The following is a 14,613-nucleotide window of genomic DNA, read 5'->3' as shown; positions in this document are numbered from 1 at the left end:
CGCAGGTACCGGGCGGCGGCAAATACGACTGGAACGACTGCCATCAGCGCGGCGAGCTGACCGAGAAGCACCTCGACACCTATCGCTATTACGGCGACCTGCTGCTGGCTCCCACGGCCATGGCCAAGGCGCTGATAATATTCAAACGCCGCGAGCGCCGCGAGTGCTGGTTCGAGTTCAAACGGCAGCTGTGGTGGTGGAAGCTCGACGTCGATGCTTTCGACCGTGCGCTTCGCGCAGAGGGGGAGGACGGCGCCGACCAGCAGCAGCTCGACCCGGCCCTGCGCGATGCCGCSCTSGAGCARGCCGGCARCGTCAAGCGGATCTGCACCTGCTACCCCACTGCACTCTACTACCAGGCCAACAGCGTCACCGACGAGAGCTGGTACTACTACCGCGTCGAATTCCCCAACGGCGGGCCCCGGTCAAGAACACCTTCAGCGGCGGCCAGCTGGCCAGTGCCAGCGAGTTCAAGAAGCGCCTACTGGGCGTCGCCCCCGGCGCGGTGTGGACGGGCACGAGCCAGCAGCTGGACACCCTGCTGCAGGACCAGATCGGCAACATCAAAACGGTCGAAACCATCGACTTCATCGGCTACAGCAAGGAGCACGGCGCCTACGTGTTCGGCGACCTGGCCGTGGCCGGCGGCAAGCTGCACAGGATCAACAGCGAGGACTTCTTCGAGCTGGGCCCGCGCAAGCAACTCAAGACCCTGAGCCAGTCGGTCACCCTTCACCTCAACCACGATCGCAAGGCGTACCGCACCGACTGGACGGCCCAGCTCTACGGCGCCTTCGGCCTGCGCGGCGTGGTGGCCACCGCCTACTGGCTGGGCAGTCTGCTGGCCGAGCAGATCCGTAGCGACATGGGCAGCTTCCCCTTCCTGGAGATCGTCGGCGAAGCCGGTGCCGGCAAGTCCACGCTGATCGAGTTCCTCTGGAAGCTGGTGGGCCGCCGCGACTACGAAGGCTTCGACCCCAGCAAGGCCACCATGCCGGCGCGCAGCCGCAACTTCGCCCAGGTTTCGAACCTGCCGGTGGTTCTGATCGAGTCCGATCGCGAGCAGGAAGGTGGCGCCAAGCAAAAACAGTTCGACTGGGATGAGCTCAAGACCGCCTTCAACGGCCGCTCGATCCGCGCCCGGGGTGTGAAGAACAGCGGCAACGACACCTACGAACCGCCCTTTCGCGGCTCCATCGTCATCAGTCAGAACGCCCCGGTGCAGGCCGGCGAGGCGATCCAGACCCGTATCTGCCACCTGATGTTCACCCGCGAGGGCCAGAACGCCCACACCAAGCAACTGGCCGAAGCCCTGGAAAAGACCGAGCTCGAGCATGTCAGCCAGTTCGCCCTAGAGGTCGCCCAGCGCGAAAGCCAGCTGCTCGAGCTGATCGCCAGACGCGCCCGCGACTACGCCAACCGCCTGGGCGAAGACCCCGATATCAAGGTGCTGCGTATCGCCAAGTGTCACGGCCAACTGATGGCCCTGCTCGACTGCCTGGGCCCCGAGGGGCTCGGCCTGTTCGACGCCCAGGTGATCGACATGGCGGCCGGCCACGTGTGCCAGATGGCCCGCGAACGCCAGCAGGCGATCAACGCCGACCACCCGCTCGTGCAGGAATTCTGGGAAGCCTTTGAGTACCTCGAAGGCCTGTCGGAAGAACCGATGCTCAACCACTACGGCAAGAACGCGGGGCAGGTGGCCATCAACCTCAAGGACTTCGAGCGCCGCTGTGCCGACTACAAGCTCCGCGTACCCGAGATGCGCGAGCTGAAGCGTTACCTGCGATCCAGCAAGACCCGCAAGTTCATCGACGCCAACCGCACCGTTCGCAGCCAGATCCGCCTGAACAACGCCAGCGTGAAGTGCTGGATATTTCAAGCATGAGACAGGACTGACCGAAAGGGACGACGCCATGAGCCACAGCACCTACACCCTCGACCAGGCCGCCCCGCTGCTCAACCTGGGGCGCAACACCCTGGCCCGCCGCCTGCGCGAAGCCGGCGTGCTCGGCCCCGACAACCTGCCCGCCGGCCGATACCGCGGCCGGCGTGCACCTGGTGATCGTCGCCACCGGCACCTACTGGCACCCGATCGCCGGCTGGACCCACTACGGCCGCACCGAATTCACCGACGCCGGGCTCGACCACATCGCCGCCAAGCTCGGCATCGACCTCGCCCGCTTGCCGCCAGCCGCGGCAAGCCATGCCCAACCACAACCGCACCACGCAAGGAGCTGAAAATGGGTATCAAGACCCGCATGCCTCTCGTCACCGAACGCCTGCACGAACGCAGCCGCCAGGCCATGGACAAGATCCTCGCCGCCGAAGCCGATGCCAATCGGCGCCGTGAGCAACTCGACCAGGTCGGCCCCGCCGCCTTGCAGCGCCTGGTAGACGTCGCCCAAGGCCACACCGGCCAGAGCCACCACTGCCGGCGCATCCTGCTCGCCGTTTACAACGGGGCCGCCTTCCCGCTCGACCCCTCTCGCCTGCGTGTGATCGACCGTGACCTGCAGCGCGCCGCGTTCACCGTCATCGAATGGGCCACCTACGCCGGCTGCGAGCTGCACGAGACCCTGGACGACGGTGACAGCCTGATGCAGCGCTTCTGGCACATCGAAAAGGGGGAGGACTGAACCATGGCCGACAACGCAGATATCGCCACAGAACTGATGGAACGCCGCCTGGCGGCAGCACTGGCCAGCCGCCGGCAGACGACTGCCCACCTGGTGGTCATCGAAACCGAGTGCGAGGACTGCGGCGCGGAGATCCCGGCAGCCCGCCGCCAGGCCGCGCCCTGGGCGACGACTTGCATCGAATGCCAGGGGCTGCGTGAAAGGAAACAGCGCCATGTGCGCTGAACGGGTAAAAGGCGGGCCACTGGCCCGCCAGGCCGCCATGCTCTGCCAAGATCCAGCTTCCAGCTCTACCTGGACCGTCGCCGGCGCCATAAGCAAAGCCTCACCGAGGCCCAGTTGCCCGACGGCACCCACAGCGAGCAAGACGCCCGGGACTGGCTATGCGCCGCCTGCCGAATTCAGAGCCGAGCCGAACTGGACCATAACGCCAACGCCGCGGCCACATTCAAGCGCATTCGCCAGCGCTATGGCCGCTGGCGAGCCCGCACTTTATAGTGCCACTTCAGGAAAGCCACTGGGGATAACCATGCCACGCGAACCATACCGAGTTTCGCCTGATAGCGCTTTGAACCACCCTGAAGTGCGACCCGTGTTCGAGCGGCTACTGGGGGCTCGGATCCAGCCATCCATTGATGAAATGAAGTTCGTCTCGCCTACGAACGTTCGAGTCGAAGATAGTGTGGCTACCTTAGCGGCCAAGATGTGCCAGGGGCGTGACTTCCCTCTTTACCTTGATCGGCGACAACGCCAGAAATTTGGCAAGACCGAGGACGAATGGCCTGATGGCAGTCATAACGGGTTACAGGCGAGAGACTGGCTTTGCAAGGCTTGTGGGGTACGTATCTGGTCTGAGCTAGATACCAACCCTGAGGCTGGCGAGGCCTTCATCCAAATCTATAATCGGTTCACTCGTTGGCAAGCCCGTCGAATGGGCAAAGCGTAAGCCGCTCTCCGTACAAACGGCTGCGCTCCACTTTCGAAAAACGGATAACACCAGAAACCACGGTGCTTGCACCCCTGCCAACTTGCACAAGGCTCCTTTAAACTGTTCATACGTACAGTAAGGAGGAACACATGGCAGACGGCATCGAGGTGCGCGGCAATACCGTGCGGGTCTACTTCCGTTGGCAGGGCGAACTCTGCAGAGAGCCAATTCCAGGCACAGCAACCGAGCGGAATATCGAGCATGCCAGACGCCTGGCCACCATCATCAACTACGAGATCGAGGCCGGCACCTTCGATTACGCCAGGCATTTCCCAGAATCGAAGCGCCTAGCCGAGAGTACCTTCGGCTATTACCTGGACCTGTGGCTGGCCATCAAGAAGAACGAGCTGGCTTATTCAAGCTATCGCGGCATCGCTTCGAAGTCAGAAACCCACGTCCGACCGCGCTGGGGCGGTACGGCCGCCGACAAGATCGATCACATCGAACTGCAGGACTGGATACAGAAGGACCTTGCCAAGAACCTGGCCAACAAGACGATCAAGGAGATCGTCAGCATCATGCGGCAGACCTTCCGGCTCTACTCCACGCGCAACAAGCAAGCCTTCGACCCGACCATGGGCATTACCATCCGCCTCCCTGACGACGAGGACCCCGACCCGTTCACCCAGAGCGAGATCGAGAAGATCCTGACCACGCCGACAAAGCGGGTGCAGGAACTCAACTTGATCAAGTTCGCGCTATACGACGGACCCAGGATCTCCGAGGCTCAGGCCCTCGCCTGGGAGGATGTGCTCGATGTGGAAAAGGGGATCATCCGATACCGGCGTGCAGTGGTGCGTGGCCGCTTCAAGGTGACGAAGACCAAGCGCTCGACCCGCGTACACCATCTGCTGAAGCCGGCGCGCGAGGCACTCCAGGAGCAGTACGCATTGACCGGAAAGCTGCCCGCTCGGGTCTTCGAGATCGTTGATCGGGACAACCGCACGGTACGGAAGGAGAAGCTAAGGCTGGTATTTCTCAACTCGATGAGCGGCAAGCCATTCTACGAAAACGCAATCCGGCAGCGATTCTGGAAGGTCCACCTGGAGCATGCCGGCGTCCGGTACCGCGGCCCCAACCAATGCCGCCATACCTTCATCAGCCAGATGCTCTCCTTGGGCGTGGTACCACTGCACTGGATCTCCAACCATGTCGGCCACGCGACCATCAACATGATCCAGCAGCGCTACGGGAAATGGATCCGCGGCGACGGCCAGGACGTGCCAACCATGATCGAGAAGCTCCTCGATCTCTGACCCATTCCCAGGCTTGTTCCCAAACCCCTTCCCAAAGGCCAAAAACGAAGAAGGCGAATCAACGTAACATGTTGATTCGCCTTCATAAATTCGTGGCGGAGGGGGAGGGATTCGAACCCTCGAAGCCTTGCGACTTACACACTTTCCAGGCGTGCTCCTTCGACCACTCGGACACCCCTCCACATTGTGGTCCTGACGCCCAGCGGCTGTGCCTTGTACGTCAGAACGGCGCAAATACTAACGGCTTAAGTGCGCGTTTGCAAGCCGGTTTTTCGGTTCAGCCGGTGGGCAGCACGGCGTAATCGCCGCGTGCTTCCAGGCATAGGGTGTCGTTGGACCAGAGCTGCTGCACCAGGGCGATGCGCCCTCGGCCACGGCTCTGCAGCTGTTCCGACAGGCTGTCAGGACCTTTCGGCGACTCGGGGGCGCAGGTCATGCGATAGTTGCCGGTCACCGGCGCCAGGAAACGCTGGGTGGCCTCGGCCACGACCACGTCCCGGGCAAGCCCGCGCTCGCGCAGCCAGAGGGTGGTCCAGCACCAGCCCAGCAGTGTGCTCTGCGCGGCCAGGGCGCCCCCGAAGCCGGTGCCCTTGTCATTGAGACTGGGTACAAGCGAAAGCTCCCACACCAGCCGTTCTCCTGCCCCTGCCCCTTCCCAACGCATCTCGCGAATGCCCAGATGCTCGACCATGGGGATCGCTTCGGCGAGCCAGGCCAGAAAGTCCGCCGGATCGTCTTGCTGGCCGGAATCGGGCAGTGGCAGTCGCGGGTGGGGAATGCCGATCTCGCGCATACTTATTCTCTTCCTAGGTCCAGCGCTCGACGAAGTCGCTGAGACGGTGCTCGGGAAGGGGCCTGTGGCGCCCTGCCAGTTGGCCCAGGTAGATGAAGGCGATCAGTTCATCTTCTTCATCCAGGCCGAGCCCCTTGCGCACGGTGGGGTCGAAGGCGTACTTGCCGCTGCGCCACATGGCGCCCAGTCCCAGGGCGTGGGCCGCCAGCAGGATGGCGTGGCCGGCACAGCCGGCCGAGAGCACCTGCTCGATCTTGGGCACCTTGGGAATATCCGGTGTCACCTTCGCGACCACGGCAATGATCATCGGGGCCCGGCGTGGCTTCTTGCGCACGGCATCCAGGGCCGCATCGCCGACCTCCGGGTCCTCGCGGAACTCCGCCTCGGCGAACAGCTCACCCAGCCGGTCCAGGCCCTCCCCTGAAAACTCGATGAAGCGCCAGGGGCGCAGCTCCTTGTGATCGGGTGCCCGCAGTGCGGCCCGATAGATCGCTTCGAGCTGCTCGGGCCCAGGCGGTGGCCCCATCAGCTTGCCCATGGAGCTGCGTTCATGCAGCAGGGTCATCGCGTCCATGATGCTCTCCTCATTGGCGGCGCATAGGCCCCGTCGATTGCCGGTTCGAGCACTTTACCCAAGCCGCTATTGTCGYGCCAGSCGCTATTGTCTTGCCAAGCGAAGGGGCTCGGGCGGCCTCTCGCCGGGGGTGGCGCGCCAGGGCGAAATATCGAGCCCGCCGCGGCGTACATAGCGCGCCAGCACCAGCAGCCGTTCGGGGCGCGCCCGGGACATCAGGTCGGTGAAGATGTGCTCGACACAGTGTTCATGGAAGTCCTGATGCTGGCGATAGCCGATCAGGTAGCGAAGCAGGCCTTCCCGGTCGAGCCTGGGCCCGCGATAGCGGATCAGCACGCTGCCCCAATCGGGCTGGCCGGTCACCGGACAGTTGGATTTCAGCAGGTGGGAGTAGAGCGTCTCCTCGACGATCTCCTCGGCCACCTTCAGGTGCTCGGCGCTGGGCGTGTAATCCGCAATATCGATGTCGAGCTCATCGAGACACTCGCCCGGCAGGCGTCGAACGGCAAGCGCGTCGTCGTCGACGTCGAACAACGCGACCGAGACTGCGGCGCCGGCCGCCTGGGCCAGGTCGCGCTCCAGCGTCTCGACCACCCGCTCACGGCTATCGAAGCGGGTCTGATTGAAGCTGTTGAGATAGAGCTTCCAGGACTTGGACTCGATCAGGTTCGGCGAGTCTGCCGGCAGGCGGAAGCGCGCCACGGCAACGATGGGCTTGCCGCGCTGGTTGAGCCACGACACCTCGAAGGCGTGCCACTCGTCCTCGCCGACGAAGGGCAAGCTGCCCTCCTCGATGCCCAGCGGCGCCCGATTGGCGGCCCGGGGGATGGGGTAGAGCAGCCCGGCGTCATAGCGCTCCGGGTAGGCGGACTCGCGCCCCAGGGGAGCGTGCTCGAGGGTGTCGGGACGATCCATAGGCTTAACTCCTGATGCCTTTGCCATTCTCTAACATCCACAGGGCGATGCCGAACAGCACCACGATGAAGGTGATGATAGCAACCAGCGCCCAGCCCACCGGAATGTCGGAGACCCCCAGGAAGCCGTAGCGGAACACGTTGACCATATACAGAATCGGGTTGAGCATCGATACCCCCTGCCAGAAGGTCGGCAGCAGGGAGATCGAGTAGAAGACCCCACCCAGGTAAGTCAGCGGTGTCAGGATGAAGGTCGGCACGATCGAGATGTCGTCGAATTTCTTGCCCAGCAGCGCATTGATGAAGCCACCGATGGAAAACAGCGCGGCGGTCAGCACCACCACCCCGATGGTCAGGAACGGATGTGCACGCTGATGCGGGTGAAGAAAAGCGACACGATGGTGACGATCAGCCCCACCCCCAGCCCCCGAGCCATGCCGCCGAGCACGAAGCCAGCCAGGATCACCCAGTTGGGCATGGGCGAGACCATCATCTCTTCGATGGAGCGCTGGAACTTGTTGGAAAAGAAGCTCGAGGCCACGTTGGAGTAGCTGTTGGTGATCACCGCCATCATGATCAGCCCGGGGACGATGAAGTCCATGTAGCTGAAGCCATCCATCTCACCGATGCGCGCCCCGATCAGGTTGCCGAAGATGATGAAGTACATGGTCATGGTGATTGAGGGCGGCAGCAGCGTCTGCGGCCAGATCCGCGTGAAGCGCTTGATCTCCTTGTGCACCAGGGTCCAGAGGGCGATAGCGGTCTGGATCGCATTCATGAACGGGCCTCCGCGCGCTCGGCCTCGGCCTTTGCCTCGTTGCCCTGCTCGACCATGGTCACGAACATCTCCTCGAGTCGATTGGCACGGTTGCGCATGGAGACCACCTGGATATCCCGCTCACTCAGGGCGGTGAAGATATCGTTCACGCGCTGGCCGCGATGCACCACCACTGCCAGCTGGGCGGCATCCACCTGGCGCACCTCGAAGCCATCGATGGCCGGCGCCTCCGCCACCGGGTGGGCCAGGTCTAGCAGGAAGGTCTCGGTATCGAGCTCGGCAAGCAGGCCGCGCACGCTGGTATTCCGGATGATCTCACCGTGGTTGATGATCGCCACGTTGCGACAGAGGCTCTCCGCTTCCTCGAGGTAGTGCGTGGTCAGAATGATGGTGGTGCCCTGCTCGCGGTTGATGCGGCGCAGGTATTCCCACATGCTGCGCCGCAGCTCGATATCGACCCCGGCGGTGGGCTCGTCGAGGATCAGCAACTGGGGGCGGTGCATCAGCGCACGGGCGATCATCAGCCGGCGCTTCATGCCGCCGGAGAGCATGCGAGCGTTGCCGTTGCGCTTGTCCCAGAGCCCCAGGTCCCTGAGCAGCCGCTCGGCCCGGGGCAGCGCCTCCCGTCGCGTCATGCCGAAGTAGCCCGCCTGGGCCAGCACGATATCGATCACCTTCTCGAACTGGTTGAAGTTGAACTCCTGCGGCACCACGCCCATGAGGTACTTGGCCTTGGCGAAGTCGCGATCGATGTCGATACCGAAGACCGAGACCTTGCCGGCGCTTTTCTGCACCAGCGAACAGACGATGCCGAGGGTCGTGGACTTGCCGGCGCCGTTGGGGCCCAGCATGGCAAAGAAGTCGCCCTGCTCGACGTCGAGATCGATGCCCTTCAGGGCGTGAAAGCCGTTGCCGTAGACCTTGGTCAGGCCACGAATCGACAGCGCCGGTTCGGCCATGAGACGTCCTTGCGTTGGGATGGGAAAGCGAGTCAAAGACATTAGGGCGCGAAGGAATTTTTCAAGTCAAACTCGACAAAAACGCAGAATTCCCTCGCCTTGGGCAAGGTAATCGAATTTTAATGGGGGATTGAGAAGAAACTGGAGCGGGAAAGGAGATCGATTGGACCGGCACACCGGCTCTCGGGCCGAGCCTTGGCATCTTGGGGACTGAGAAGAAACTGGAGCGGGAAAGGAGATTCGAACTCCCGACCCTCGCCTTGGCAAGGCGATGCTCTACCACTGAGCTATTCCCGCTGATTGCAACCGCCTGGATAGATCGGACTGTATGGCGTCCCATAGGGGGTTCGAACCCCTGTTCCCGCCGTGAAAGGGCGGTGTCCTAGGCCACTAGACGAATGGGACGAACTGGAGCGGGAAAGGAGATTCGAACTCCCGACCCTCGCCTTGGCAAGGCGATGCTCTACCACTGAGCTATTCCCGCTTGTCTGACAGTCTAAGCTATCGATAATACTTTCTGGAAGAGTGGCGTCCCATAGGGGGTTCGAACCCCTGTTCCCGCCGTGAAAGGGCGGTGTCCTGGACCACTAGACGAATGGGACGCAATGACTTCCATATTACTTTGGAGCGGGAAAGGAGATCGATCGGACTGGCGCACCAGCTCCCGACCCTCACCTTGACCTGCTCACCTGCCGAAGCAGGAATTGGAGCGGGAAAGGAGATTCGAACTCCCGACCCTCGCCTTGGCAAGGCGATGCTCTACCACTGAGCTATTCCCGCACTCCGCAACCTGTAGAAAACGAGTGGCGTCCCATAGGGGGTTCGAACCCCTGTTCCCGCCGTGAAAGGGCGGTGTCCTGGACCACTAGACGAATGGGACGCAGCCGTCTCGCTTCAACGAGGTGGCGCGAATCTTACTCAAGCGCCTCGGGGCTGTCAACCGTCGACCTTGGACGCCCCGGGGATGGAAATCCCAGGCCCATCCGTTGTCTCATGGTAAGCATGAAGGCCAGATCCGCAATGGATGGCATGATGGAAAGCACCGCCCCCAGGAGGAGAGATGCCATGCGCAAGAAGATCGAGAAAAGCGATGCTGAATGGCGCACCCAGCTCAGCCCCGAGCAATATCGTGTGACCCGGCAAAAAGGCACGGAACCGCCCTTTTCCGGCGACCACCAGGTCAGCGACGAGCACGGCATCTACCACTGTGTCTGCTGTCATGCACCGCTGTTCGAGAATGAACACAAGTTCGATGCTGGCTGTGGCTGGCCGAGCTTCGACCGACCGCTGGGCAAGGCCGCCGTGGAGGAGAGGCTGGACGGTACCCACGGTATGCAGCGCACAGAGGTGGTCTGCTCCCATTGCGACGCCCACCTGGGCCATGTTTTCCCCGATGGCCCACCGGAGTCCACCGGGCTGCGCTACTGCATCAACTCCGTGGCGATCAGCTTTCATCCGGGAGAGTAAGTCTCGCCGCCAGGCTTCTAGCCTGCACAGCCGTGGCCGCCCTTCTGCTATGATGGGCGGCCTTTTTCCATCGGTTTGCGGGAGTGGTGCAATGCTCGGCTGGTATCCGGGACACATGAACAAGGCGCGCCGCCAGATCCAGGAGGCGCTGCCGGAGATTGACGTAGCGATCGAGGTCCTCGACGCCCGCCTGCCCTACTCCAGCGCCAACCCCATGCTGGCCGGCCTCACCCGCCACACGCCGGTGCTGAAGATCCTGTCGCGGGCCGACCTCGCCGACCCGGAGCGCACCCGCGAATGGGTTGCCTACTTCGATGCCCAGCCCGAAACCCGCGCCCTGGCCGTGACCACCACCAATGTCCGAGAGCTGAAGCGCATCCCCAAGCTGTGCCATGAGCTGGCCGGCCACATCCGCGCCGACCGCGATGTTCGGGTCATGGTCATGGGCATACCCAATGTGGGTAAATCGACCCTGATCAACGGCCTGGCCGGGCGCAGCATCGCCAAGACCGGCAACGAACCCGCCGTGACCAAGCGCCAGCAGAAGGTGCGCATCACCGGTCGGGTGGCGCTGATCGATACCCCCGGGGTGCTGTGGCCCAAGATCGAGGACCAGGCCAGCGCCTATCGACTGGCCGCCAGCGGCGCCATTCGCGACACCGCCATCGACTATATCGACGTTGCCGTGGTCACCGCCGCCGAGTTGGCCAGGCGCTACCCCGAAGCACTCAGGGCCCGCTACAAGCTCGTCGAGCTGCCCGGCTACGCACCTAATCCCGACGCCGACCGGGTYGAGGCCGACGGCCCCCAGCGGGTCGACCTSCTGGCTTTGGCCGGCTTCGACGGCCAYGCCATCCTGCGTGACATCGCCAGTCGCCGCGGCGGGCTGCGTGCCGGCGGCGAGGTCGACCTGCATCGCGGTGCCGAGGTGCTGCTCCACGAGCTGCGCGATGGCAAGCTGGGGCGCCTGACCCTGGAGACCCCGGACGACATTCCGCTGCCTCCCTCCTCGGAAGCGGCCGCGCGGGATAACGATAGCGGCGACGACAGCGAGCCCGCATAATCAACAGCGCTGCCCGACGACCTGACCGCTTGGGCTGCCACTGGACACCACTGGAATTCGGACACCTCATGGACACGCCCTCCCTTTTCAGGAAATCACACAAGCTCGACAACGTCTGCTACGACATCCGCGGCCCGGTACTCGAGCATGCCAAGCGGCTGGAAGACGAAGGCCAGCGCATCCTCAAGCTCAATATCGGCAACCCGGCGCCGTTCGGCTTCGAGGCGCCGGAGGAGATCCTCCAGGACGTGATGCGCAACCTGCCCACGGCCCAGGGCTACTGCGACTCCAAGGGACTCTACTCGGCCCGCAAGGCGATCATGCAGGAGTGCCAGCGCAAGGAGATTCCCGGCGTCGGCATCGAGGACATCTTCATCGGCAACGGCGTCTCCGAGCTGATCGTGATGGCCCTGCAGGCACTGCTCAATGACGGTGACGAAGTACTGATACCGGCCCCCGACTATCCGCTGTGGACCGCCGCCGCCAACCTCTCCGGCGGCCGTGCCGTGCACTACCGCTGCGACGAACAAGCCGACTGGGCACCGGATGTCGACGACGTGCGAGCCAAGGTGACGAGCCATACCCGGGCCATCGTGATCATCAATCCGAACAATCCCACCGGAGCTGTCTATCCGCCAGCAGTCGTGCGCGAACTGCTCGAGGTCGCGCGCCAGCACGACCTGGTGGTCTTTTCCGATGAGATCTACGACAAGATCCTCTACGACGACGCCGAGCACGTCTCCACCGGCGCCCTGGCCGACGAGGATCAGCTGGTGGTGACCATGAACGGCCTGTCGAAGAGCTACCGCTGCGCCGGTTTTCGTTCCGGCTGGATGACGCTCTCCGGCAGCGTGGCCATGCAGCGTGCCCAGGACTATATCCAGGGCGTCAACATGCTGGCCTCCATGCGCCTGTGCGCCAACGTGCCGGCCCAGCACGCCATCCAGACGGCCCTGGGCGGCTATCAGTCGATCAATGACCTGATCCTGCCCGGCGGACGTCTGCTGGCCCAGCGCGATATTACCTATGAAAAGCTGAACGCCATCCCCGGCGTGTCCTGCACCAAGGCCAAGGGCGCGCTCTACGCCTTCCCGCGGCTCGACCCCAAGGTCTATCCCATCCAGGACGACCAGAAGCTGGTGCTGGATCTGCTGCTGCAGGAGAAGATCCTGCTGGTACAGGGTACCGCCTTCAACTGGCCCGAGCCGGATCACGTGCGTATTGTCACGCTGCCCTGGGCCGACCAGTTGGGCGATGCCCTGGATCGCTTCGAGCGCTTCCTGTCGCGCTATCGCCAATAACCAGCGCCAATAACCGTAGCCTGGCGCTCCCTACAGGGTCATTATTTCGGGGTGGACTTGAAACCCGGAGTAACCGGCCGTATCTAAACAACAGCCTGTTCCGGCCGCAGGCATCGCGGCCCACCTATCCTGGATAACGACCGGAGTTTCCGAACGATGATGAGAATCCTGCTCTTCCTGGGCACCAACCTGGCGGTCATCGTTGTCGCCAGCATCACGCTGCGCCTGCTGGGGGTAGAAGGCTACCTGCGTGGCCAGGGCATCAACTTCAACGCCCTGCTGATCTTCTGCTTCATCGTCGGCATGGCCGGCTCGATGATCTCGCTGTTCATCTCCAAGTGGATGGCCAAACGCTCCACCGGCACGGTGATCATCGAGACGCCAAGCAATGCCACCGAGAAGTGGCTGCTCGATACCGTCGCCGAACTGTCACGCGACGCCGGCATCAAAACGCCGGAAGTGGGCATCTTCCCGGCCCAGCAGTCGAACGCCTTCGCCACGGGCTGGAACAAGAACGATGCCCTGGTGGCGGTTTCCGCCGGCCTGCTCAACCGCATGCGCCCCGAAGAGGTGCGCGCAGTGCTGGCTCATGAGATCGGCCATGTGGCCAATGGTGACATGGTCACCCTGGCGCTGATCCAGGGGGTGGTGAACACCTTCGTGATGTTCTTCGCCCGTGTGGTGGCCCACCTGGTGGACAGCTTCCTGAAGAGCCGCACCGATGGCGCGGGGCTGGGCTTCATGGGCTACTTCGCGGTGGTGATCGTCGCCGAGATCGTCTTCGGCATCATCGCCTCGGCCATCGTCGCCTGGTTCTCACGCTTCCGCGAATACCGTGCCGACGCCGCCGGTGCGCAACTCGCCGGCTCCGCCGCCATGATCAGCGCCCTGGCCCGGCTCAAGGCCGAAACCCAGATGCCCGATCAGATGCCGGACACCCTGCGTGCCATGGCCATCACCAAGGGCCAGACCAAGTCGCTGATGGAGCGGATGTTCGCAAGCCACCCCCCATTGGACGACCGCATTCGTGCGCTGAAGGAAGCGGCCTACCGCTAACCGCCGGCTCCCCCGTAGCAAGCAAGAAAGCCCGCCATGGCGGGCTTTCTGCGTTTTATCAAGCCACGCTATCAGACCACGCGACAGCCCATGCCCTTGAGCAGCGGGGCCAGTTCCCTGGCACCTTCGCGCAGCTCGACCTCGAGGGTGGCAAACTCACGCCGCAGCGGATAATCAGTCCGGCAGGCATCGAAGCCGGCGGCCATGCCGCGCCGGCGCGACTCACGATACAGCGCATCGTGGTCACGGCGCACATCGTAGACCACACGCAGGCAGCGCCTCAGCGCATCCTCGGGTGCTAGGCCGCCATCCAGCACCAGCCTGGGCAGCGGTGGTGCCGGCAGCAGCGCATCCAGCGTCACCCGCACCGGCAGCCCCAGGTAGCGGGACAGCGCCTCATAGACCTGATGGGTGCCGCGCAGCTTGCCATCGAGGCTGTGGCCGGCGATATGCGGTGTCGCCAGGTTGACCAGGTCACGCAGCGCGGCCTCGATCCCCGGCTCCGATTCCCAGACGTCCAACACCGCACTGATATCGCCCGGCCCGGACAGGCGTTGGCGCAGGGCCAGGCCATCCACGCAGTCACCACGCCCGGCATTGAGCAGTACCGTTCCCGGCTCGAGCCGCGCTATCCGCTGGGCATCGAGCAGATGATGGGTGGCATGGGGCCCCTCGCGCACCAGCGGCGTGTGCAGGCACAGCACGTCGCACTCATCGATCAGGGTGTCGAGGTCGCACGAAGTGTCGCTCCCCTTCTCGCTCCACACCTTCCCGCTCGGCCTGGGGGGATCGCAGGCCAGGCATTCGATGCCCATGGCCACCAGG

13 protein-coding genes, 7 tRNA genes and 2 pseudogenes are annotated in these 14,613 nt (G+C 63.5%); 9 read left to right on the top strand and 13 right to left on the bottom strand.

Annotation, left to right across the window (positions count from 1 at the left end; all coding sequences use genetic code 11):
- The 5 genes and pseudogenes from Q427_RS34830 to Q427_RS24920 all read left to right on the top strand — a co-directional run.
- Window positions 1-716: pseudogene (locus Q427_RS34830) on the top strand (hypothetical protein); the annotation flags it as partial.
- Window positions 620-1,888: a hypothetical protein gene (locus Q427_RS24945; protein WP_231613911.1), complete on the top strand. Its 1,269-nt coding sequence runs from the start codon at window positions 620-622 to the stop codon at window positions 1,886-1,888. The pseudogene Q427_RS34830 and the gene Q427_RS24945, both read left to right, overlap by 97 nt.
- 28 nt (window positions 1,889-1,916) lie before the next feature.
- Window positions 1,917-2,639 carry a phage antirepressor KilAC domain-containing protein gene (locus Q427_RS34825; RefSeq protein ID WP_231613910.1) on the top strand — a complete coding sequence of 241 codons (723 nt, stop codon included), beginning with the start codon at window positions 1,917-1,919 and terminating at the stop codon, window positions 2,637-2,639.
- 3 nt (window positions 2,640-2,642) lie between these two features.
- On the top strand, window positions 2,643-2,864 hold the full coding sequence (locus Q427_RS24930) for a TraR/DksA family transcriptional regulator (protein WP_043518049.1): 222 nt from the start codon (window positions 2,643-2,645) through the stop codon (window positions 2,862-2,864).
- Window positions 2,865-3,716: 852 nt separating this feature from the next.
- Entirely contained in the window at window positions 3,717-4,883 is a 1,167-nt protein-coding gene (locus Q427_RS24920; RefSeq protein WP_043518045.1) for an Arm DNA-binding domain-containing protein, read from the top strand.
- A 93-nt stretch (window positions 4,884-4,976) separates the two neighbouring features.
- Here the strand turns inward: Q427_RS24920 and Q427_RS24915 are convergent.
- The 12 genes and pseudogenes from Q427_RS24915 to Q427_RS24860 all read right to left on the bottom strand — a co-directional run bounded on the left by Q427_RS24915 (window position 4,977) and on the right by Q427_RS24860 (window position 9,781).
- Window positions 4,977-5,064: transfer RNA gene (locus tag Q427_RS24915), tRNA-Ser, on the bottom strand.
- Window positions 5,065-5,160: 96 nt separating this feature from the next.
- Complete coding sequence (locus tag Q427_RS24910; RefSeq protein ID WP_043518043.1) at window positions 5,161-5,676, bottom strand: YiiD C-terminal domain-containing protein; 516 nt, start codon at window positions 5,674-5,676, stop codon at window positions 5,161-5,163.
- Window positions 5,677-5,689: 13 nt separating this feature from the next.
- Window positions 5,690-6,250 carry a nitroreductase family protein gene (locus tag Q427_RS24905; protein ID WP_043510406.1) on the bottom strand — a complete coding sequence of 187 codons (561 nt, stop codon included), beginning with the start codon at window positions 6,248-6,250 and terminating at the stop codon, window positions 5,690-5,692.
- 84 nt (window positions 6,251-6,334) lie between these two features.
- The gene (gene queF, locus Q427_RS24900) at window positions 6,335-7,165 is read right to left on the bottom strand and encodes an NADPH-dependent 7-cyano-7-deazaguanine reductase QueF (protein WP_043518041.1); all 831 of its coding nucleotides are present in this window, start codon (window positions 7,163-7,165) and stop codon (window positions 6,335-6,337) included.
- A 4-nt stretch (window positions 7,166-7,169) separates the two neighbouring features.
- A pseudogene (locus tag Q427_RS24895) lies at window positions 7,170-7,942 on the bottom strand (ABC transporter permease).
- Window positions 7,939-8,901 (bottom strand): ABC transporter ATP-binding protein, encoded by a 963-nt coding sequence (locus Q427_RS24890; RefSeq protein WP_043518039.1) that lies wholly within the window; start codon window positions 8,899-8,901, stop codon window positions 7,939-7,941. The pseudogene Q427_RS24895 and the gene Q427_RS24890 overlap by 4 nt, the downstream one beginning before the upstream one ends.
- Before the next feature lie 222 nt (window positions 8,902-9,123).
- Window positions 9,124-9,198: transfer RNA gene (locus Q427_RS24885), tRNA-Gly, on the bottom strand.
- 32 nt (window positions 9,199-9,230) lie between these two features.
- Window positions 9,231-9,306, bottom strand: a tRNA-Glu gene (locus Q427_RS24880).
- A 4-nt stretch (window positions 9,307-9,310) separates the two neighbouring features.
- A tRNA-Gly gene (locus tag Q427_RS24875) sits at window positions 9,311-9,385 on the bottom strand.
- Window positions 9,386-9,427: 42 nt separating this feature from the next.
- A tRNA-Glu gene (locus Q427_RS24870) sits at window positions 9,428-9,503 on the bottom strand.
- A 103-nt stretch (window positions 9,504-9,606) separates the two neighbouring features.
- Window positions 9,607-9,681: transfer RNA gene (locus tag Q427_RS24865), tRNA-Gly, on the bottom strand.
- Window positions 9,682-9,705: 24 nt separating this feature from the next.
- A tRNA-Glu gene (locus Q427_RS24860) sits at window positions 9,706-9,781 on the bottom strand.
- 185 nt (window positions 9,782-9,966) lie between these two features.
- Here Q427_RS24860 and msrB point away from each other — a divergent pair.
- The 4 genes from msrB to htpX all read left to right on the top strand — a co-directional run bounded on the left by msrB (window position 9,967) and on the right by htpX (window position 13,788).
- A complete protein-coding gene (msrB, locus tag Q427_RS24855) occupies window positions 9,967-10,368 on the top strand; it encodes a peptide-methionine (R)-S-oxide reductase MsrB (protein WP_043518038.1) in 402 nt (133 codons plus the stop codon).
- Window positions 10,369-10,459: 91 nt separating this feature from the next.
- Window positions 10,460-11,431, top strand: a complete 972-nt coding sequence (ylqF, locus tag Q427_RS24850) for a ribosome biogenesis GTPase YlqF (protein WP_043518036.1) — start codon at window positions 10,460-10,462, stop codon at window positions 11,429-11,431.
- Window positions 11,432-11,499: 68 nt separating this feature from the next.
- Window positions 11,500-12,732 (top strand): pyridoxal phosphate-dependent aminotransferase, encoded by a 1,233-nt coding sequence (locus Q427_RS24845; protein ID WP_043518033.1) that lies wholly within the window; start codon window positions 11,500-11,502, stop codon window positions 12,730-12,732.
- 156 nt (window positions 12,733-12,888) lie between these two features.
- Window positions 12,889-13,788, top strand: a complete 900-nt coding sequence (htpX, locus tag Q427_RS24840; RefSeq protein WP_043518032.1) for a protease HtpX — start codon at window positions 12,889-12,891, stop codon at window positions 13,786-13,788.
- A 71-nt stretch (window positions 13,789-13,859) separates the two neighbouring features.
- On the opposite strand, the gene Q427_RS24835 is transcribed toward htpX, so the two are convergent.
- On the bottom strand, window positions 13,860-14,613 hold a 754-nt coding region (locus tag Q427_RS24835; RefSeq protein WP_043518030.1), incomplete at its 5' end, for a DUF3410 domain-containing protein.

It is taken from the genome of Halomonas sp. BC04 (assembly GCF_000568385.1).
This window is presented reverse-complemented; position numbering and strand designations above follow the sequence as displayed.